Source organism: Tabrizicola thermarum (assembly GCF_003574395.1).
Classification (GTDB): domain Bacteria; phylum Pseudomonadota; class Alphaproteobacteria; order Rhodobacterales; family Rhodobacteraceae; genus Tabrizicola; species Tabrizicola thermarum.
On the sequence record NZ_QMJY01000082.1, the window covers coordinates 1 to 21,109 of the forward strand.

A 21,109-nucleotide genomic window follows, 5' to 3' on the forward strand; every position below is an offset into this window, starting at 1 on the left:
CTGGAAAACACCAGCACAGGCCCTCGCCGAGGAACTCGAAAAAACAACAACAACCGTTGCACTTGGAACTTGAGTTAACCAATCGTGAACGCCCGCGCCTAACCCCTTGGAATCCCTTGGCAGGACCAAAGCGCCGCGCGTGGCGCAGCCCAAGCGTTTGACCGCACCGCGCCCCCCCGCTACCATCGCATCCCATGAAACCGACCCCGAAACAGGCCCTGCGTGAGACCGGCGTGCGCGTGACCCGCCAGCGCGAGGCGCTGCTCAAGGTCCTGACCGAGGCCTCCGACCACCCCGACGCGGCCGAGCTTCACCGCCGCGCCCGCACCCTCGACGACAGCCTGTCCTTGGCCACCGTCTATCGCACCCTCTCGGTCCTGGAGCGGGAAGGGGTGGTGCTGCGGCTCGCCCTCGAAAACGGCGGCGCGCGGTATGAGGTGGCGGACACCCCCCACCACGACCACATCATCGACCTCGACACCGGAGAGATCACCGAATTCCGGTCGGAGAAGATCGAGGACCTCCAGCGCCAGATCGCCGCCGAGCTGGGCTACGAGATCGTCCACCACCGGATGGAACTCTACTGCCGCAAGCGGACCTAGACCGTCCGCACCAGCCGCAGCGCATCGTAGATCGCCGCATGGGTGTTCCGCGCCTCGACTGCGTCGCCGATCCGGTAGAGCTGGAACCCGTCCACGGCAGGCTGCGGTCGCCCGTCGATGAGCGCGTCATAGTCCACCGCCCCCCTGTTCCCCGCGGCTGGCTTCAGGTCGAAATAGAGGTCGGCGAGAGGCTGCGTCCCGCCGTTGACGACCACCTGGTCATGGACCTGCGTCCTGTTCAGCTTCATGTAATCCGACCCGATCACCGCCAGAAGCTGGTTCCCCGCCCGGCGCACGGCGTCCAGTCTGTAAGTCACCGTGAAGGTCACATCCTTGTCCTGCAAGGCCCGCATGTAGGGCACGAGGTTCATCCCCATCACTTCCGGCGAGAAGGTCCGGTCGCGCGTCATCACCTCGACCCGGCCCCCGGCCTCGGCGATCAGCTGTGCTGCCTGCAACGCGGCGTGGTCGCCCGCCTCGTCGTAGATCAGCACGTTCGTCCCCGGCTTCGCGTCGCCCGACAGGATGTCCCAGGAGGTGACGACCAGATCGTTCCCCTCGGCCAGCAGGCTCGTCGTGGGCATCCCGCCCGTGGCGATCACCACCACGTCGGGGCTTTCGGCCAGCACGTCCTCCGCCTCGGCCCAGGCGTTGAAGCGGAACTCCACCCCAAGGCGGGTGCACTGGGCCATGCGCCAGTCGATGATCCCGATCATCTCGGCCCGCCGCTTCGACTGCGCGGTCAGCCGGACCTGTCCGCCCGCCTGTCCGGCCGCCTCGAAGACCACCACCGAATGCCCGCGTTCGCCAGCCACCCGGGCGGCCTCCAGACCCGCGGGGCCGGCCCCCACGACGACGACCTTCTTCCGCACCGGAGCCTTCCCGATCTGATGCGGCTGGGTCGCCTCGCGGCCCGTCGAGGGGTTGTGGATGCACAGCGCCATCCCGCCCTGATAGATCCGGTCCAGACAATAGGTCGCGCCGACGCAGGGCCGGATGTCGTCCTCGCGCCCCTCGATGATCTTGCGCACGATATGCGGGTCGGCAATGTGCGCCCGCGTCATCCCCACCATGTCGACCTGACCGGTCGCCACCGCGTGCCGGGCCGTCGCCACGTCCGGGATGCGCGAGGCGTGCAGCACCGGCATCCCGACCTCGGCCCGGATCCGGCCCGCGAAGTCCAGATGCGGGGCGGATCGCATGCCCTGCACCGGGATCATGTCGGTCATCGCCGGGTCGGTGTGGATGCGGCTGCGGTTGACGTTCAGATAGTCCACCATCCCGCTGTCGCGGAACATCCGGCCAAGCGCCACGCCCTCCTCGATGTCGATCCCGCCCGGCTCCATCTCGTCCACACCGTAGCGAAGCCCGAGGATGATTTCGGGCCCCACCCGTGCCCGGACGGCCGCCAGCATCTCGAGCGTCAGCCGCGCGCGGTTCTCCAGGCTGCCGCCATAGGGCGGGGGCAGGATGTTCGTCAGCGGCGACATGAACTGGTCCAGCAGATGGCCGTGGCACAGGAACTCGATCCCGTCCACCCCGGCCTCCTTCATCCGTTCGGCGGCATCGGCATAGTCGCGCAGGATGCGGGCGATGTCCCAGTCCTCGGCCGGCTTTGGCGTCGCCCGGTGCGCCGGTTCGCGTTCGTGGGTCGAGGAGACGACGGGCAGCCAGTCGCCCTTGTCCCAGCGCGTGCGGCGCCCGAGATGGGAAAGCTGGATCATCACCGCAGCCCCGGCCGCGTGGCAGTCATCCACCAGCCGCCTCATCCAGGGCACGATCTCGTCCTTCCAGACCAGAAGGTTGGAAAACACCGGCGGGCTGTCGCGGCTGACGCTGGCCGAGCCCGCCGTCATCACCATCGCCACCCCGGCCTTCGCGCGTTCCAGATGATACAGCCGGTAGCGATCCTTGGGCATCCCGTCCTCGCCGTAGGCGGGCTCGTGGCTGGTGGTCATGATCCGGTTGCGCAGCTTCAGGTGCTTCAGGCGGTAGGGCTGGAGAAGGGGATCGTTCGACATGGAAAAGGCCCGCTGACAAGGATGCGGCGATGCTAGATTGCTGCCCGGCCGCGCGCAATCGGAAACCCGACACTTATGTCGAGTTTGCCGGTCTTGTCTTGGCGGTGCCCTGCGGCCTAGGGTGGGGCATGACGATGGAAAGACCGGAACGCGGCTGGCGGGGGACGCCGGACATCTGGCTGGACGCGGCCTATGACCTTCTGGTCGAGGGCGGCGTCGATGCGGTCAAGGTGATGCCGCTGGCCGAACGCCTCGGTCTGTCCCGCACCTCGTTCTACTGGCATTTCCCCGATCGTGAGGCGCTTCTGTCGGGACTGGTGGACAGGTGGCGCAGCCGCAACACCGCCAATCTGGTCGCGCGCTGCGAGGCCCCGGCAGCCACCATCACCGAGGCGCTGTTGAACCTGTTCGACTGCTGGTACGACAGCGACCTGTTCGACAGCCGGCTGGAGTTCGCGATGCGGACCTGGTCGCTGACCGATGCCGGCGTCGCGGCTGCGATGTCGGAGGCGGATGAAATCAGGGTTGCGGCGATCACCGGGCTGTTCCGGCGTTTTGGCTATGCTGCAACCGAAGCGGATACAAGGGCGCGGACGCTTTATCTGACCCAGGTCGGCTATATCGCGCTGCGATCAGAGGAAAGCCTTCAGGTCCGCATGGACCGGGTGCCGCCCTATGTGCTGACTTTCTGCGGTGTCGCCCCCAGCGCGGCCGAAATCGCGGCCTTCCGCAAGCGGCACGGAGCCGATTGACCCCGTGCCCTTGCCGGTCTACTCGGCCGCATGTGGCTTTGGCACGTTGCGCACCAGAGCCGCCTCAAGCACCGAAATCCGGTTCTGCAAGACCGCCACATCCACCTGATTGCGCGCCAGGGCATCGGCGATGGCCAGCGGATCGGGGGCCTCGCGTTCCACCTCCTTCTTGCCGATGAACCGGCCCAGGATCCAAGAGAAGAAGCGCGACAGGTCGTCCATCGCCAGATACATCGACGGGACGACCACAAGGCTCAGGACCGTCGAGACGATGATCCCGCCCATCACCGCGATCGCCATGGGCGACCGGAAGGCCCCGCCTTCGCCAACGCCCAAGGCCGAGGGCAGCATCCCCGCCGACATCGCGATTGAGGTCATCACGATGGGCTGGGCGCGCTTGTGCCCGGCCTCGATCACCGCCTCGATCCGCTTCATGCCGCGGACCCGCATCTCGATGGCGAAGTCGATGAGAAGGATGGCGTTCTTCGCCACGATCCCCATCAGCATCAGGATGCCGATCAGCACGGGCATCGACAGCGGGTTCTGCGTCACGATCAGCGCCGTCGCCACCCCGCCGACCGAGAGGAGCAACGACAGGATGATGGTCAGCGGTTGCAGAAGCGAGTGGAACAGCAGGATCAGCACGAACATCATCAGAAGGACGCCCATCACCATCGCGTTGACGAAGCTGCCCACCAGTTCCGCCTGGATCTCGGCATCCCCTGAGGGCGTGACCTTGACCGTCGCGGGCAGGCCGAGGGTCGGCAGGATCTGGTTGAATCGTTCGGTGGCCTGGTCGAGGACGTAACCCGGCGCAATGTCGGCCCCGAGCGTGGCGACGCGCAGCCGGTTCAGCCGTTTGACGACCGAGGGGCCCTCGGCGACCTCGACGGTGGCGACGGCGGACAGGGGCACGGGCCCGGCCGAGGTCATCACCTTCAACGCGGAAATCCTGGCCAGATTTTCGCGTGAGGCATCGTCCAGCCGGACCCGGATCGGCACCAGGCGGTTGTCGATCGACAGCTTGCCAAGCGCGGCCGAGACATCGCCGATGGTGGCGACGCGGACCACCGAGGCGATCTGCTGGACGGTGACACCCAGCCGCGCGGCCTCATCCGCCTTCGGCGTGATCTGGATTTCCGGGCGGGGCAGGGCGGCCTCGGTCGAGGGGCTGAGGAACATCGGTTCGTCGCGCAGCGCCTCTTCGATCTTGCGGACCGCCTCGTCCAGGTCGTTCTCGTCCGTCGACAGGATGTCGAAGGCAAAGGGCCGCGAGCCGCCGCCGGGGCCGCCGATCTTGAAGGCGCGGACGTCGGGGACGGCTTTCAGCGCCTCGAAGACCTCGGTCTCGATCTCGTGCTGCGGGCGCAGACGGCCTTCGGAGGGGATTTCGGGGATCAGGCTGCCGATGACGGGCAGGGCGCGGCCCAGGTCGATCAGCTTGCGTTCCAGCCCGTTGTCGAGGCGGTCGAGGATGATGGTGAAGGTGGCGCGGCGGATGTCGCGGTCGCCAAGCGGGGTCGATCCGCCGATCACCAGGACGGATTTCACCCCGTCGATCTTCCTGACAACGTCGCGCATGACGTCCGTGGTGGCCGCCGTGTCGTCCAAGGTCGAGCCGGGCGGCAGTTCGACCGAGACCACGATCCGGCTTTCGTCTTCCGGCGGGAACAGGCTGCCGGGGACCTGAAGCATCGCGAAGACCGAGAAGATCACCACGATCACGGCCACGACGACCGTGATGTAATAGGTCGGCAGCGCAAGCCAGGGCCAGCGTTTGGACCGGCGCACCTTGGTCGTGCTGCGCACCAGCCACAGATAGCCGCGCATGAAGCGACCATCCTTGTGACCCTCGGCATGACCCACCGCGTCCTTCGATCGCATCAGATAGGCGGCCATCATCGGCGTGATGAGCCGTGCCACGGCCAGCGAGAACAGGACGGCAATGGCGACGGTCAGCCCGAACTGGCGGAAATACTGTCCCGGAATGCCGGGCATGAAGCTGACCGGCACGAAGACCGCGACGATGGTCGCGCTGGTGGCGATGACGGCAAGGCCGATCTCGTCGGCGGCGTCGATGGCGGCGCGGTAGGGCGTCTTGCCCATGCGCATGTGCCGGGCGATGTTCTCGATCTCGACGATGGCGTCATCGACCAGGATGCCGGTGGCCAGCGTCAGCGCCAGGAAGCTGACCAGGTTCAGCGAGAAGCCCAGGAGGTCCATCAGCCAGAAGGTCGGCACCGCCGACAGCGGCAGGGCGATGGCGGCGATCAGCGTCGCGCGCCAGTTGCGCAGGAAGGCCAGCACCACGATGACGGCCAGAAGCGCGCCTTCCAGCAGGGTGTTGATCGCCGATTCGTAGTTGCCATAGGTGTAGAAGACGGAATCGTCGACCATGGTGATGGCCACGTTCGGGTTCTGGCGGCGCAGGTCCTCGACCACCTTGTTGGTGATCTCGGCCACGCTGACTTCGGACGCGCCCTTGGACCGGAAGACCAGGAAGGTGACCCCTGTCTCGCCGTCGATCCGCGAGAAGCTCTTCATCTCCTCGTAGCTGTCGATGATCCGGCCCAGGTCGGACAGCTTGACGAACCGTCCCGACGGCAGGGCGATGGTCGTCTCGGCCAGGCTTTCCACCGTGCCTCTGTCGCCGAGAGCGCGGATGACCTGCTCGCCATTGCCAAGCTGAAGTTTGCCCGCGCCAAGGTTCACGTTGGTTGCAGCAATCTGGGCACTGATGGCCTGGGCGGTGACGCCATAGCTGGCCAGCCGGACCGGATCGAGCTCGACGCGGATTTCCCGGTCCGCCCCGCCGATGCGGGTGACGCGGCCGATGCCCGGCTTGCCCTGAAGCGCGCGCGTCACCGTGTCATCGACGAACCAGCTGATCTCTTCCATCGTCATGTCGGGCGAGGTGACCGCGAAGGTCATGATCGCCTGGCCCTCGACGTCGATGCGGGTGACGATAGGGTCCTCGATCCCGCCCGGCAGGTCGCCACGGATCTGGTCCACGGCATCCTTGACATCCTGCACCGCCTTTTCCGTCGGCACTTCCATGCGGAATTCCACGACCGTCGTGGACACGCCGTCGGTCACCGTGGAGGTCACGCGCTTGGCCCCGGTCAATCCGGCGACGGCGTCCTCGATCTCCTTGGTGATCTGGCTTTCCATCTCGGAGGGCGCCGCACCCGACTGCGCGACGGTGACGGCAACCAGCGGCACGTCGATGTTCGGGAAACGGGTGATCGGCAGGCTGTTGAAGCTTTGCCAGCCCAGCACCATGAACAGGAAGAACGCCAGCAGAGGGGCGACGGGATTGCGGATCGACCAGGCGGAAAAGTTCATCACGCGCTCCCCTCAGTTCGTGGGTGCCGGTGCGACCACCGGGTTGATGCGGTCGCCCGCGCGGACAAAGGCGCCTGCCTTCAACACGACCAGATCGCCAGCCGCGAGACTGCCGATAACCTCGACCATGCCGCCGTCGCGGATGCCCGTGGTGACGGGGACCCTCTCCACCACGCCGTTCCGGACACGCATCACCGAGCTTCCCTCGGGGCCGGAACCGATCGCCGTGACCGGAACCGCCAGGGTCTCGCGCTCGGCGGCCAGGATTTCGGCCTCGACGAACATGCCGGAGCGCAAGTCGCCCGCCCGGTCAACCTGGATCCGTGCCCGCCCCAGTCGGGTCAGCGGGTCGATGGTCGGCTCGACCAGGCGGACGGTGCCCTCCAGCGTTTCGGTCATGCCGATGGCGCGCAGCCTTGCCTTCTGGCCGGGGGCCAGCCGCATCAGGTCGGCTTCCGCGACATCGGCCCGCAACTCCAGCGCGGCGTCGCGGGCGATGACGAACATCGGCTGACCTGCCGCCGTGGCAATGGCGCCGATCCTGGCGTTGCGCGCGATGACCTTGCCCGCGACCGGGGCCTTCACCTCGGTCCTCGACAGCATAAGTTCGACGTTCTTCAGCCGGGCTTCGGTCAGCGCCAGCTGCGCGCGGGCCGATTCCAGACCCTGCCTGGCCACCATCACGCGCGCATGCGCGGCGGTCTGGTTGGCGCTTACCGTGTCCAGCGTCGCCTGCGGCACCGTGCCGCTTTCCCGCAGCTTTGCGGTGCGCGCGGCCACGCGGTCGGCTTCGGCCGCCGCGGACTGCGCCTCGACCAGCTGCGCCTCGGCCTGAGCGATCGTCGCCCGGGCGGCGGCCAGCGAGGCCTCGGCCTCGGATTTCTGCAACTCCAGCGTCGTCCGGGACAGGACAGCAAGGACCTGACCTTCCGTCACCATGTCCCCCACATCGACGCGCAGGCTCTCCAGCGGCTGACCTTCGATCAGGGGCGCGACCTGCACCTCTTCGACCGCCGCAATCAGGCCCGAGGCGATGATCCGGTCGGACAGGCGCATCGAGGCAACCTCTGTGACCGAGATCGCGGGCAGGGCAGGGGTCGTCGCCCCGGCGGCTGCGGCTTCCTCGGCTGCGGCGGGAAGCGCAGGGCTTCCAAAGGCAAGAACGGCGACAAGGATCAGGGTCGGGCGCATGGGGTCAGCCTTCTGCACGGTCACTGGAGACATCAAGGAGGATTCGGTCGATCACGGCCACCACCTGCGCTGCAAGCGCGGGGCTGGCCGGACCGCATTGGGCGGTTCGGGTCGCCATTGCCTTCACCAGCATCACCAGCATCTGGCACTGACCCTCATAGCGCTTTCGGGCGTCCTCGATCGTGCGTCGGGTCACATGAGCAAAGACAGTTGTCAGCATCGAAACGATTGTCTCTTCCATCTGCCGGGCCGCTTCGCCGATCTCGGGCTTGCGGATCGCGGCAGCGGTGATTTCGGCCCAAAGCTGGCCGTCCTTCGTCGACTCTTCGGAAAAGTGTTTGAGGATACGCTCGCGCAGGCAGGCCATGGGTCTGTCCGACGTCTGGATCTGGGCGAACTCGCTCTGGATTTCGGACAGGTCATAGCCGCACATGGCCTCGACGATGGCGGCCTTGGACGGGAAATAGCGGTAGAAATTTCCAACGCTCATTCCCGCGGCACGCGCAAGGTCCTGCATCGAGGCTCCGTCAAAGCCCTTTTCGGCAAAGGCCTGCCGGATCGAGGCGAGGATCTCGTGGCTGCGCTCTTCGGCGGCGGGGGCTAGGACGGATGACATGGCGGATGGATCGGCTGGGAATGAACGTTCATTCACGCTAGGTAGCTACCGTTACGGAAACGTCAAGAAGAAATACGCGGGCGGGGCGCAATCGGATGTGTTCCGCTTCACTTTTCGGAGGATTTCGCTCAAACGGGCGGAAGAAGAGGGGGAGTGTGCATGGCCACGGGCTTTGGATTCACTGTTGCGGCGACCGACGGCGCGGCCCGGACCGGGGTCATCCGCACGCCTCGGGGCGAGATCCGGACCCCGGCCTTCATGCCGGTGGGGACGGCCGCGACCGTCAAGGCGATGCTGCCGGAAAGCGTGGCCGCCACGGGCGCCGACATCCTTCTTGGCAACACCTACCATCTGATGCTGCGCCCCACGGCCGAACGGATCGCGGCGCTGGGCGGTCTGCATCGCTTCATGAACTGGCACAGGCCGATCCTGACCGACAGTGGCGGGTTTCAGGTCATGTCCCTGGGGCCGCTGCGAAAACTGACCGAGGAAGGGGTGCGCTTCTCGTCCCATCTCGACGGGTCCAGGCACATGCTGACCCCGGAACGCAGCATGGAGATCCAGCGCCTCTTGGGGTCCGACATCGTGATGTGCTTCGACGAATGCCCGGCGTTGCCTGCGACCGAAGCCGAGGTCGCCCGGGCGATGCGTCTGTCGATGCGCTGGGCGCAGCGGTCGCGCGACGCCTTCGGCGACCGTCCCGGGCATGCGCTGTTCGGCATCATGCAGGGCGGTGTGACGCGCGAGTTGCGCGAGGAATCGGCCGAGGCGCTGAAGTCCATCGGTTTCGACGGCTATGCCGTGGGGGGGCTGGCGGTGGGCGAGGGGCAGGAGGCGATGTTCGGTGTCCTCGACTATGCGCCGGGGTTCCTGCCCGCCGACAAGCCGCGCTATCTGATGGGGGTGGGCAAGCCCGACGACATCGTGGGCGCGGTGGAACGCGGTATCGACATGATGGACTGCGTGCTGCCCTCGCGGTCGGGACGCACGGGTCAGGCCTGGACGGCCCGGGGCCAGGTGAACCTGCGCAACGCCCGCCACAAGGACGACCCGCGCCCGCTGGAGGACGGCTGCCAGTGCCCCGCCTGCCGCGGCTATTCGCGCGCCTATCTGCATCATGTGGTCAAGGCGGACGAGATCATCGGGTCGATGCTTCTGACCTGGCACAACCTGCATTATTATCAGGTCCTGATGCAGGGGTTGCGCAATGCGATCGCGGCGGGGTCTCTGGCCGCGTTCGTGGCCGGCTTTCACGCGCTGCGCGCCGAGGGGGATGTCGAGCCGCTTTGAAAAGGGCCCTTCATTCCCGCCTTGCACCTCTTCACGCAGAGGTTCATTCTGGCGAACCAAGCGGGAACTTGAAACCCTTCGCCGGGGACCACAAGTTAACGCATCTGACAGGCGGAGCGGGCAGGGTTGCCGATGGTCGGGACCCCGTAGCGCTGCCGCGAGTGAAGGTAGACACATGAGCACCCAAAGCTATCCGGTCCTGCCCCTGCGCGACATCGTGGTGTTTCCCCACATGATCGTGCCCCTGTTCGTGGGCCGCGAGAAATCGGTCCGCGCTCTGGAAGAGGTAATGCAGGACGACAAGCAGATCCTTCTGTCCTCGCAGAAGGACCCGACTGCGGACGATCCGCAGACCGATGGCATTTTCCGCGTGGGCGTGCTGGCCAATGTGCTGCAACTCCTGAAATTGCCCGACGGCACCGTGAAGGTGCTGGTCGAGGGCAAGTCGCGCGTGAAGATCACCGGATTTGTCGAGAACCCGGCCTTCTTCGAAGCCACGGCCGAGATGCTGGTCGAGACCGAGGGCGATCCTACGGCCGTCGAGGCGCTGGTCCGCGCGGTCAGCGAGGAATTCGAGCGGTATTCCAAGGTCAAGAAGAACATCCCCGAAGAGGCGGTGGCCGCCGTGTCCGACACGCGCGACCCCGCGCGGCTGGCGGATCTCGTGGCCGGCCATCTGGGCGTGGATGTCGCGCAGAAACAGGCGATCCTGGAAACGCTGGACATCGCCGAGCGGCTGGAAAAGGTCTACGGCCACATGCAGGGCGAGCTTTCCGTCCTTCAGGTGGAAAAGAAGATCAAGTCGCGGGTCAAAACCCAGATGGAGAAGACCCAGCGCGAGTACTATCTGAATGAGCAGATGAAGGCCATTCAGCGCGAACTCGGCGACGGCGAGGACGGCCAGAACGAGATCAACGAACTGGAAGAGCGGATCAAGAAGACCGCCCTGTCCAAGGAGGCCAGGGAAAAGGCCGAGGCCGAGCTGAAGAAGCTGAAGTCGATGTCGCCGATGTCGGCCGAGGCGACGGTGGTGCGCAACTATCTGGACTGGCTTCTCGGGGTTCCGTGGGGCGTCAAGTCGCGCACCAAGAAGGACCTTGCTGCCGCGCAGAAGGTGCTGGACGCCGACCACTACGGGCTGGAAAAGGTCAAGGAGCGGATCGTCGAATATCTGGCGGTGCAGGCGCGCTCGACCAAGCTGAAGGGTCCGATCCTGTGCCTTGTCGGCCCTCCGGGCGTGGGCAAGACCTCGCTGGGCCGGTCGGTCGCCAAGGCCACGGGGCGCGAGTTCATCCGCATCAGCCTTGGCGGCGTGCGGGATGAAAGCGAAATCCGCGGGCACCGGCGGACCTATATCGGGTCCATGCCGGGCAAGATCATCCAGTCGCTGAAGAAGGCCAAGACCACCAACCCGCTGATCCTCTTGGATGAGATCGACAAGATGGGCCAGGATTTCCGGGGCGACCCGGCCTCGGCCCTGCTGGAGGTGCTGGACCCCGAACAGAACAACACCTTCATCGACCACTATCTGGAGGTTGAATACGACCTGTCCAACGTGATGTTCATCACCACGGCGAACTCCTACAACATGCCGGGCCCCTTGATGGACCGGATGGAGATCATCCCCCTGGCGGGCTACACCGAGGACGAAAAGCGCGAGATCGCCAGACATCACCTCCTGCCCAAGCAGATCAAGGCCAACGGTCTGAAGAAGGGCGAATTCAGCATCTCGGACGAGGCGCTGAATCATGTCATCCGCTACTACACCCGCGAGGCGGGCGTGCGGAACCTGGAGCGCGAGATCGCCAAGCTGGCCCGCAAGGCCGTGACCGACATCCTGAAGGGCAAGACCAAGCGCGTCGAGGTCGATCCCGCGAAGGTCGAGGAATATCTGGGCGTCCAGCGCTATCGCTATGGCCTGGCCGAGAAGGAGGATCAGGTCGGCGTGGTGACGGGTCTGGCCTGGACCTCTGTCGGCGGCGATCTTTTGCAGATCGAGGCGCTGAAGCTGCCGGGCAAGGGCCGGATGAAGACGACCGGGAAACTGGGCGATGTGATGAAGGAATCGATCGACGCGGCGGCAAGCTATGTCCGCTCGATCGCGCCCCAGATCGGGGTCAAGCCGCCGAAGTTCGACACGATCGACATCCACGTCCACGTCCCCGATGGCGCGACGCCCAAGGACGGACCCTCGGCCGGTCTGGCGATGGTGACCTCCATCGTCTCGGTGCTGACCGGCATCCCGGTGCGCAAGGATATCGCCATGACCGGCGAGGTCAGCTTGCGCGGCAATGCCATGCCGATCGGGGGCCTCAAGGAGAAGCTGCTCGCCGCGCTGCGCGGGGGAATCAAGACCGTCTTCATTCCCGAGGAGAACGCCAAGGACCTGGCGGAAATCCCCGAGAACGTGAAGCAGGGCCTGAAGATCATCCCCGTCAGCCATGTCCGCGAGGTCCTGGCCCAGGCGCTGGTGCGCCAGCCGGAGCCCGTGGAATGGGACGAGGCGGCAGAAGAGGCAGCGGCGGCGGCCAAGGCGGCGGCTGCGATGCCGCCCAGTCCGACTGCCCACTGACCCGACCGGCACGGAAGGCACCGGTGAAGGCGCGCGCGCAAGGGCGCGCCTTTGCCTTTGGCCAGTCGGGAATTGGCTGGCCCTGACCGGAAGGCCGATCTATCCTCTGTGTCCGAGCGAAACCGGAAGGATGAACAGGCAAATGGCTCCGCGCATGCCCAAGGACACCGAACAGAAGGCCGCCAAGGCTGCGAAACCCGTCGCCAGACCGAAAGCGGCGCCCGCCACGGCAAAGCCGGATCTGAAAGTCGTCGCCTCGCCCGCCACACCCGACCCGGCGGTCGGCGTGTTCAAGCTAAGGGACCTGATCGACAATGTGGCCACGGCAACCGGCGGCAAGAAGCCCGAAGTCAAAAGAGCGGTCGAAGCCACGCTCGCCGCGCTGGGTGAAGCCCTCGCCACGGGCAAGGCGCTGACGGTGCCGCCCTTGGGCAAGCTGCGCGTCGTCAAGAACAAGGGTCCGGCGCTGACTCTGAAGCTGCGTCTGGCGGATGGCGCGAAGGCTGCCGGATTGGCCCTTGCAGACGACCGAGAGGATGGCTAAAAGCCCCGTGACGAACAGGTTTCGGGCGATTAGCTCAGCGGTAGAGCGCTTCGTTCACATCGAAGATGTCAGCGGTTCAAATCCGTTATCGCCCACCATTTCCTGCAAGGCGCGCCCCACCCGGCGCGCCTTTTGCTTGGCCGAGGGGCTTGTCACGCCGGACCCCGCGCGGTAGGCACCGGGGCGGGGGCGGTTAGCTCAGTTGGTAGAGCGTCTCGTTTACACCGAGAATGTCGGGGGTTCGAGTCCCTCACCGCCCACCATTTTCGCATCACTTCAACGGCATCGTGACGGAAATTCGTCGCTGCGGCGTTAGATCAGACGGCAGCTGCCTTGCCGCTGTGCTAGCCTTGCGGACGCGGCAGGGGGGTCTTGGACGGGAGAACGGCTTGGCAGATGGTGGCGCAACGTCCGGGGCGGTCACGAAACCCGATCCGGCAGACGAGATGAAGCGCATCCTTGCGCGCAAGCGGCCGCGCCGTCGCTGGGTCTGGCTCCTGTCGATCATGGTGCTGCTGGCCGGGCTTGGTGCCTGGGTCTGGTTCGCTTGGGTGAGGCCCGCGGGGACGGTCCGCTACGAGACGGTCGAAGTGACGCGCGGCGACGTCGTGGTGACGGTGACGGCGACCGGATCGGTGCAGCCGACCACGCAGGTCGACGTCTCGTCGGAACTGTCGGGCGCTTTGGCCGAAGTTGCGGTCGACTTCAACGACCGGGTCGAGGTGGGGCAGGTGCTGGCCCGCCTGGATGACACCAAGCTGAACGATGTCCTCCAGACCAGTCGCGCCCAGTTGCAGGCCGCCGAGGCCAGCCTGAAACAGGCCGAAGCCGCCGCGCGCGAGGCCGAGGCCAACTACGAGTCGCAGGCCGAACTCGACAAGCGCGGGCAAAGCACCCGGTTGAAGATGATCGCCTCCGAGGTCGCCCGCGACCGGGCCCGGGCAATGGTCGATGGCGCCATGGCCGAGGTCGCTCTGGCCAGGGCCCGCGTCTCCGAGGCCGAGAACGAGTTGAAGAAGGCCACGATCCGTTCGCCCATCTCCGGTGTCGTGCTGAACCGCGCTGCCGAACCCGGCCAGATCGTCGCCGCCTCGCTGAATGCGCCGGTCCTCTTCACTCTGGCCGAGGATCTGGACCGGATGGAACTGCGCGTTGACGTGGACGAGGCCGATATCGGGCGTGTGGCGGTGGGAAACACGGCGCAATTCACCGTCGACGCCTTCCCCGACCGCAGCTTTCCCGCCACGATCACCACGGTCCGCTACGCCCCTGAAACCACCGATGGCGTCGTCACCTACAAGGCGATCCTGTCGGTGGACAACAGCGACGGCCTGCTCCGTCCCGGCATGACCGCAACGGCAACCATCGCGGTGACGGTGCAAAAGGATGCCCTTCGCGTCCCGAACGCCGCCCTGCGCTATGCTCCGCCGCAACAGGCCGAAGAGGACGGTGGCTCCGGTGGGCAGGGCCTGCTGGGAATGATCATGCCCAGACGATCATCGCCACCGCTGACCCTGGGCACCTCGACCACCCAGTCGGTCTGGGTGCTGCGCAACGACGTCCCGACCGAAGTGCCGGTGCAGCCCCTGGACACCGACGGCCGACTGACCGCGATCACCGCCGAAGGGCTGGCCGAGGGCGACAGGGTGATCGTCGACCAGCGCACGGTGAACTGACATGGTTGCGACCCCGGGTCCGTCCAGGCCGCCGTTGATCGAGCTTTCGGACGTCAGCCGCACCTATGGGTCCGGCGAAACCGAGGTCCGCGCCCTGGATCATACCGACCTCATCATCCGACAGGGCGAGTTCGTCGCCGTCATGGGGCCATCCGGGTCGGGGAAATCCACCACGATGAACATCATCGGACTGCTCGACCGCCCGACCTCTGGCCGCTACCTGTTCAACGGGGTCGAAGTGCAGGACCTTGACCGGGACCGCCGCGCGCTGCTGCGTCGCCATTTCCTGGGCTTCGTGTTCCAGGGCTTCAACCTCTTGCCCCGGACTTCGGCGCTGGAGAACGTCGAACTGCCGCTGATCTACAAGGGGATGCCCCGCGCCGAACGGATCGAGCGCGCGCGCGCAGCCTTGCACAAGGTGGGTCTCGACGGGCGCGAAGGCCACGACGCCTCGCAACTGTCCGGCGGCCAGCAGCAGCGCGTCGCCATCGCCCGCGCCCTGGTGGGGGAACCGATGGTCATCCTTGCGGATGAGCCGACCGGCAACCTCGACAGCCACCGCAGCCACGAAATCATGCGCCTTCTGCAACAGCTGAACCGCGAGGACGGGATCACCATCGTCATGGTCACCCATGAAGACGATATCGCGGCCTATGCCCGGCGGCTGGTCAGCTTTGCCGATGGCCGTATCCGCGCCGATGCGCCGGTGCCCGAGCGGACCCCGGCATGATCTGGGAAACCGTCCGCCTGGCCCTTCTGGCGCTGCGCCGCAACAAGCTGCGTTCGGCGTTGACCATGCTGGGGATCGTGATCGGCGTGGCGGCGGTGATCGCCATGGTCACGGTGGGGCAGGGCTCGTCGCGCTCGGTCGCGGCCAGCGTCGAAAGCCTTGGCACAAATGTCCTGTCCCTTCGACCAGGAAGCCGCGGGATGGGACCAGGGCCCGTCAGCACGCAATCCGCCCGTCCGTTCTCGCTGCGCGACGCCGAGGCTCTGGGCGAACTGTCCGTCGTCAAGGCGGTCTCGCCCACGGTCTCGTCGACCCAGACTGTCGTGGCGGGCAACGGGAACCTGACCACCAGCATCACCGGCGCGACCTCCGGCTATCTTGAGGTCGGGGGGTGGACCGTCTGGCACGGGCGGGGGTTCAACTCGGCCGAGGACCGGTCGGGCGCGTCGGTCTGCATCATCGGCGCGACCGTTCACAAGACGCTCTTCGGCACCGCAGACCCCCTGGGCCAGCAGCTGCGCGTCGGCAAGGTCAGTTGCGAGGTGATCGGCCTGCTTCAGGCCAAGGGGGCCGGGACCTTCGGGCAGGATCAGGACGAACTTGTGCTGATGCCGATCCGCACGGTCCAGCGGCGGCTGCTGGGCAACGACAACGTCACCTCGATTTCGGTCGCCCTGGCCCCGGAGGTCTCCTCGCAACGCGGCGCGCGCGAGATCGAGGCCCTGATGCGGGATCGCCGCCGGATTTCCGGCAATCAGGCGAACGATTTCTCCATCACCGATCGCGCCCAGATTGCCGAGGTCCTGTCCGGCATCAACTCGGTCCTGACCGGAATGCTGTCCTCGGTGGCTGCGGTCAGCCTTCTGGTCGGCGGCATCGGGATCATGAACATCATGCTGGTGTCGGTGACCGAACGCACGCGCGAGATCGGCATCCGGCTGGCGGTCGGGGCGGAAAGCCGTCAGGTTCTCACCCAGTTCCTGGTCGAGGCCGTGGTCCTGTCGCTGGTGGGGGGCATCATCGGGGTGATCGTCGGGCTGGCACTGGCCTTCGGGGCCTCGCTGTTCATGGCGATCCCCTTCGCGCCGCAGCTGGTGATCGTCCTGCTGGCCTTCGGCTTTTCGGCGCTGATCGGGGTGATCTTCGGCTTTTTCCCGGCCCGCAAGGCCGCAAGGCTGGACCCGATCGACGCCCTTCGCCACGAATAGCCCCGGCGTTGCGCCAGCGTGCTACCGCTTCAGGATCCGCAGCGCGACCAGGGCCTCCACGACAAGGGACTTGGCACCCCTCTTGCCCGTCTGGTCCGCACCGCCCGCCGGTGACGAAGCCGCAGGCGCGGGCCTGGTCCTTTGCGGCGGCGGCGCGACCAGGCTTTCCGGCAGCGGCCCGCCTTCCTCGCCGATCCGGATCCAGTCAAGCCAGTCGCCCGCCGACTGGATACGGTCGCGCGGCATCACCCGCACCGCCTTGTCGATGGCCTCGAGGAACCCGGGCGGGTAGCCGTCAAAGCGGCCGGCCAGAGGTTCGTATGGATCAGGCTCACCCTCGGCCACCCGTGCAAGTCGGCGCTGGCTTTCCGGCGGGGACTTGCCCGAGATGACATGGTGGAAGGTCGCGCCAAGCGAGTAAAGATCGCTGGCCGGGCTTTGTTCGGCCCCGGTCAGGTAGAATTCCTGCGGCGAATAGCCTTCCTTGATGACCCGCCGACCGGTCAGCACGCGGGTCGCGCGGACCACCTGCTCGCTGGCGGCGCCGAAGTCGATCAGGATCGGGTTGCCGGTCTTGTCGACCAGGATGTTGTCGGGGCTGATGTCGCGGTGCAGGATGCCAGCCTGGTGGATGAAGTCCACCGCGCTCAGCATCTTCTTCAGCATCGCGACCACCTGATCGGGGGTGAAGGCCTGATCGGTGGAATTCAGGATGTCATGCAGGTCACGCCCGTCGATGAAGTCGATCGCCATGTAGGCGGTGTCGTTGTCCTCGAAGACCTGATGCACGCCGACGATGTTGGGGTGCACGAGGCGTGCCAGGCTTTTCGCTTCGGCCACGAAACTTTCGACGAAGCTGCGATAGTCATTGTGATGCTTGCGTGAGCGGGCGCGGACGAGGCTGGTGCTGCGCCGGCAGAGTGCGTTCGGAAAGCATTCCTTGATGACCACCGTCCGGTCGAGGTTGTCCTTGGCGAGATAGGTGATGCCGAACCCGCCGCTGTTCAGGAATCCGACGATCGTATAGTGCCCGCCCAGAAGCTGGGTCCCCGGCTTCAGGTCATCCGCGAAGGATTCGGGGTCCACCCGGCCCAACTCGCTTTCGAGCTGATTGCTGATCTGCGTCGGGCCTTGCGTCACATCTACACCTGTCTGTCAGGTCGTTCACCAGATAAACACCGTGACAAGTGAACTGCCGCGTCGCGCCATATTCGCCTGTCGTCTCTTGCACGAAGGCAAATTCGCTGCGGCCCAGCTCCGCAACGACTGCATTTCGTCAGGACATAGTAGCCGCGCTGCCTGATCTGACGCAAATATCTGCAACCCGTGGGAAAAACGGCGGATCGACGCGCGCATCCTTTCCCGCGCCGCCTTATGGAACATCAATCAGAGCGCACGCCCGTAAATATTTGATTTACATGGAGTTTTGCATCAGGGATCGCTTGCGCGCGAAGATCTTTGCATTTTGCACAGTGTGGCAATTTCAGCAGTAATCCCAGTAGGATGCGCCGTTGTCTTGCCAAAATCCGACAGGACTTTCAACCCATGCGGGCAAATCTTTCGGTTTCAACCACTGAAAATTGCAAAGCCCTGAAGGCCCTATTACCGGGTCGCTGATTCGAAATCCTTAGCCCGGCACCCAGACTCTGGCTGCTCCGTCGGGTTTCAGGATCGTGAAACTGCCCGCGGGCAAGGTCTGCCACTTGCCCTCTGCGCCCCCCGGCCAGATCACCCGCACCTCGGCCGATTGCGCGGCGCCAAGGCCGAAATGCAGCCAGCCGACCGACCCCGAGACATGTCCGCCGCCCGAGGTGATCTCGTGCCGTTCGACCCTATCGCCGCGCCGGATCTCGATCACGGCACCGATGCCATCCCGGTTGGGCCCCTCCTGGGACAGGCGAACCTGCACCCAGCCGCCCAGGTCTTCGCTCGTCTGACGCCAGACTTCGGCTTTGGTCCAGCGGTTCACGACCACAAGGTCCAGCTTGCCGTCGAGGTTCAGGTCCACGACCTGCGCCCCCCGCGCGATGCCCATGCTTGCCACGCCCGCGCGGTCGCCGGCCTCGACGAAGGTGCCGTCGGGTTGACCCAGCAGCAGATTGTTCGGGTCGTTCATGGCAAAGTCCGGCATCCTGGCCACATTGCCCTTGGCCACGAACAGGTCCTGCACGCCGTCGTTGTTCACATCGGCGAACTGCGGATGCCAGGCGGTCGAGGGCTTCACGTCGCCCCCGGTATAGGGTTTGTGCGCTGTCGCGCCGGATTTGAAGGCGATGTCGGCAAAATCGGGTTTGCCCGAGGCGGGGTCCTTCAGCACCTGCAACTTGTTGTCGGCCATCGAGGTCAGGAAGTAGTCCGGATACCCGTCCAGGTTCACATCCGCGCTGGCGATTCCCATCCCCCAGATGCGCAGCCGCTTCCAGCCGTCTTCGGCCTCGGTGTAAAGCCGCGGCGGCTGGCCCGGCTCCAGATGCCACATCTGTTCCTGCCCGCCCTTGTAATATTCGCGGTCGTTCGAGACGCGCAGGGATGGGTGTCCCGAGCGGTTCCAGTCGGTGAACAGCATCGACAGGGCGCAGAAGGACGGGGTCAGCGGGATCGGCGCGGCGAAGCGGTTCCCCTCCGGTCGATGCAGCCAGTTGTCGGTGCAGGACCCCCAGGGAAAGGCCTCTTCCTTGCGGTCGATGTAGTTGCCGATGGCCAGCGTCGGCCAGGTCTGCCCCGTTTCCCAGATCGCGGCAAAGGCGGTGGACCAGGCATCGCCGCCGTCGAAACCCCAGGCTGCGTTCGCGGGCTCGAACCGGCAGTCGCCCAGCCCGCGCAGCAGCCGGTTCTCGCCCTGGCGCAGCAGCACAAGGTCCATCACCCCGTCGCTGTCGATGTCCAAAGGATAGGCGCCCAGCACGGCGTCCAGCGTTACCGCATCGGTCTTCTCGAAGGCCAGCGCACCGCCCCTGTGGCTGCGGTTGAGATAGAGCGCCGACGGCCCAGCCCCGCCAGACAGGAAGACCTCGGGAAAGCCGTCGCCGGAACAGTCGAAGGTCGCAACCCCGCCACCGACCATGTAGTCCCAGTCGCCCTGATAGACCGTGTCCAGCCCGGCAGTTGCGGTTTCCTCGGTAAAAACCGGGACCGCAGGTTCCGCCCATGCCGGGGTCAGGACGCAGAGCAGCGGGGCGGCAAGCCGCAAGGCGGCCCTCATGCGAAGGTCTTCAGCCGCGCGGCATGGGCACCGATGCAGCGGCCCTGCACCAGCCCCTGTTCGTTGCCGAACCGGTAGTGGATGCCGCCGTAAAGCCTTGAGATCGCGGCTTCCTCGGCCGCCTCATGGAAACTTGCGAACCGGCGCACGGCCAGACCGTCATCGGCATGGGTGGCGTCCTCGAAGGCGAAGTCCTCGCCGAAAAAGGCCGTCAGCGCCACTGCGGCTGCGCCGGACTGCACCGAGTGGCCCGAGGGATATTCCGGGAAGGGTGGGGTAATCAGCAGAGTCTCCCAGTTCGGGTCGATGTAGCGCTTGATGTAGGTGACGGGACGGACGAGGTTCCAGCGGTATTTCTCGGCCCAGCAGCCGATGAAGCCGTCGGCGATGGCCACGCCCAGCACCGCCAGCGCCGCCGCCGTGCGCTCGGCGGGCATCCGGTCGCGCTCGGCGATCTGCAGGACGATGCTGACCCAGTGGCCGGGCGGGGTGGGCGACAGCATCGGGTCGTCCGACCAGAAGCGCGCGATCTCGATCTGCTCGGCGGTCAGCGATTTCGAGACCTCGTAAACCTCCATCGCCGCCGCATGGAAGGCGCTGCCCGGCTCGGTCGAGAAGTCGGGATGCGCGGGAATGGTGCAGGCTGCGGTCGAGGGCATGGCGAAGGGCCTGTTGGCCCCCCAGTTCGGCAGCAACGGCGCCTGCTGGATGCGGATGTCGCTGGTGGGCACCCAGTCCTTCGGGTTTTCGCCGAAAGTGTAGTCATAGGGAAAGCCAAGGTTTTCCACCACGGCCCCGCCGTCGGACAGCGACCAGTTCCAGACGTGATCTGCGATGGCCACCCCATGCGCGCGGCTTTTGGCGGCAAGCTCGGGCGGCAAGTCCGCGTCGATCCGTTCGGCCAGCCTGCGCACCATCGCCTGCATGGCACCCTGGCCCGAGGGCCCGGTGTTGCCGAAGTAATCGGCCATCGCCTTGCCCAGAGCCGCATCCAGCACGGCGGCAGGGTCGAGCCCCGGCGCGGGGGCGGGCAGGGCGGTCAGGCCGTTCAGCTGTCCGGCCAGCGTGACGGGTCCGGGGATCAGCCCGACATGCGATTCATGCGCGATGATGCCGACATAGGCAAAGGCGCGGGCGGCCACCGGCGGAGAATAGGTCGCGGTGTGACGGACCAGTTCCAGCACCAGCCGATACCAGTCAAGCAGAGCGGTGCGGCACAGGTCGGCCCGGTCGGCGGCAAGCGCGGGTGTAGCCAGAAAGGCCCCGGTCAGGGCCAGGAAACCACGACGGTCAAGGGGCATCTGCTGTCCTCCTCCCAGAGCCGCATTGTTATGGCAAGGCCATTGCGCGCCGACAAGCG

Annotated in this window: 15 protein-coding genes and 2 tRNA genes; 10 read left to right on the forward strand and 7 right to left on the reverse strand. The window is 66.0% G+C overall.

Features of this window, described 5'->3' with window-relative positions; translation table 11 throughout:
• Window positions 1-194: 194 nt before the first annotated feature.
• Window positions 195-602: a Fur family transcriptional regulator gene (locus D5084_RS15285; protein ID WP_128516376.1), complete on the forward strand. Its 408-nt coding sequence runs from the start codon at window positions 195-197 to the stop codon at window positions 600-602.
• Here D5084_RS15285 and D5084_RS18895 read toward each other — a convergent pair.
• Entirely contained in the window at window positions 599-2,623 is a 2,025-nt protein-coding gene (locus tag D5084_RS18895) for an NADH:flavin oxidoreductase (protein ID WP_128516377.1), read from the reverse strand. The genes D5084_RS15285 and D5084_RS18895 overlap by 4 nt on opposite strands.
• Window positions 2,624-2,751: 128 nt before the next feature.
• Between D5084_RS18895 and D5084_RS15295 the strand changes: the two genes are divergently transcribed.
• Window positions 2,752-3,375, forward strand: coding sequence for a TetR/AcrR family transcriptional regulator (locus tag D5084_RS15295; RefSeq protein WP_128516378.1), 624 nt, complete (start codon window positions 2,752-2,754; stop codon window positions 3,373-3,375).
• A gap of 18 nt (window positions 3,376-3,393) precedes the next feature.
• Here D5084_RS15295 and D5084_RS15300 read toward each other — a convergent pair whose 3' ends face one another.
• Genes D5084_RS15300 through D5084_RS15310 form a run of 3 tightly spaced genes read right to left on the reverse strand, consistent with a single transcriptional unit; the run spans window position 3,394 to window position 8,527 of the window.
• Window positions 3,394-6,720 carry an efflux RND transporter permease subunit gene (locus tag D5084_RS15300; RefSeq protein ID WP_128516379.1) on the reverse strand — a complete coding sequence of 1,109 codons (3,327 nt, stop codon included), beginning with the start codon at window positions 6,718-6,720 and terminating at the stop codon, window positions 3,394-3,396.
• Window positions 6,721-6,732: 12 nt separating this feature from the next.
• Window positions 6,733-7,911: an efflux RND transporter periplasmic adaptor subunit gene (locus tag D5084_RS15305; protein WP_128516380.1), complete on the reverse strand. Its 1,179-nt coding sequence runs from the start codon at window positions 7,909-7,911 to the stop codon at window positions 6,733-6,735.
• A 4-nt stretch (window positions 7,912-7,915) separates the two neighbouring features.
• A complete protein-coding gene (locus D5084_RS15310; protein ID WP_128516381.1) occupies window positions 7,916-8,527 on the reverse strand; it encodes a TetR/AcrR family transcriptional regulator in 612 nt (203 codons plus the stop codon).
• Between the two features lie 159 nt (window positions 8,528-8,686).
• Here D5084_RS15310 and tgt point away from each other — a divergent pair, with 159 nt between their 5' ends.
• From tgt to D5084_RS15350, 8 genes are all read left to right on the forward strand, one after another.
• Window positions 8,687-9,817 carry a tRNA guanosine(34) transglycosylase Tgt gene (gene tgt / locus D5084_RS15315; protein WP_128516382.1) on the forward strand — a complete coding sequence of 377 codons (1,131 nt, stop codon included), beginning with the start codon at window positions 8,687-8,689 and terminating at the stop codon, window positions 9,815-9,817.
• A gap of 175 nt (window positions 9,818-9,992) precedes the next feature.
• On the forward strand, window positions 9,993-12,389 hold the full coding sequence (gene lon, locus D5084_RS15320) for an endopeptidase La (protein WP_128516383.1): 2,397 nt from the start codon (window positions 9,993-9,995) through the stop codon (window positions 12,387-12,389).
• Window positions 12,390-12,543: 154 nt separating this feature from the next.
• Entirely contained in the window at window positions 12,544-12,933 is a 390-nt protein-coding gene (locus D5084_RS15325; protein ID WP_128516384.1) for an HU family DNA-binding protein, read from the forward strand.
• 23 nt (window positions 12,934-12,956) lie between these two features.
• Window positions 12,957-13,031: transfer RNA gene (locus tag D5084_RS15330), tRNA-Val, on the forward strand.
• Between the two features lie 89 nt (window positions 13,032-13,120).
• Window positions 13,121-13,196 (forward strand) — tRNA-Val (locus D5084_RS15335).
• Window positions 13,197-13,379: 183 nt separating this feature from the next.
• A complete protein-coding gene (locus D5084_RS15340; RefSeq protein ID WP_128516385.1) occupies window positions 13,380-14,609 on the forward strand; it encodes an efflux RND transporter periplasmic adaptor subunit in 1,230 nt (409 codons plus the stop codon).
• A gap of 1 nt (window position 14,610) precedes the next feature.
• A complete protein-coding gene (locus D5084_RS15345; protein ID WP_128516386.1) occupies window positions 14,611-15,339 on the forward strand; it encodes an ABC transporter ATP-binding protein in 729 nt (242 codons plus the stop codon).
• Window positions 15,336-16,547, forward strand: a complete 1,212-nt coding sequence (locus D5084_RS15350) for an ABC transporter permease (protein WP_128516387.1) — start codon at window positions 15,336-15,338, stop codon at window positions 16,545-16,547. The genes D5084_RS15345 and D5084_RS15350 overlap by 4 nt, the downstream gene beginning before the upstream one ends.
• 21 nt (window positions 16,548-16,568) lie before the next feature.
• Here the strand turns inward: D5084_RS15350 and D5084_RS15355 are convergent, their stop codons facing one another.
• The 3 genes from D5084_RS15355 to D5084_RS15365 form a co-directional block, all read right to left on the reverse strand.
• The gene (locus D5084_RS15355; RefSeq protein WP_238382676.1) at window positions 16,569-17,687 is read right to left on the reverse strand and encodes a serine/threonine protein kinase; all 1,119 of its coding nucleotides are present in this window, start codon (window positions 17,685-17,687) and stop codon (window positions 16,569-16,571) included.
• A gap of 487 nt (window positions 17,688-18,174) precedes the next feature.
• Entirely contained in the window at window positions 18,175-19,749 is a 1,575-nt protein-coding gene (locus D5084_RS15360; RefSeq protein ID WP_128516388.1) for a CRTAC1 family protein, read from the reverse strand.
• Window positions 19,746-21,050 carry a vanadium-dependent haloperoxidase gene (locus tag D5084_RS15365; RefSeq protein ID WP_128516389.1) on the reverse strand — a complete coding sequence of 435 codons (1,305 nt, stop codon included), beginning with the start codon at window positions 21,048-21,050 and terminating at the stop codon, window positions 19,746-19,748. The genes D5084_RS15360 and D5084_RS15365 overlap by 4 nt, the downstream gene beginning before the upstream one ends.
• Between the last annotated feature and the right edge of the window lie 59 nt (window positions 21,051-21,109).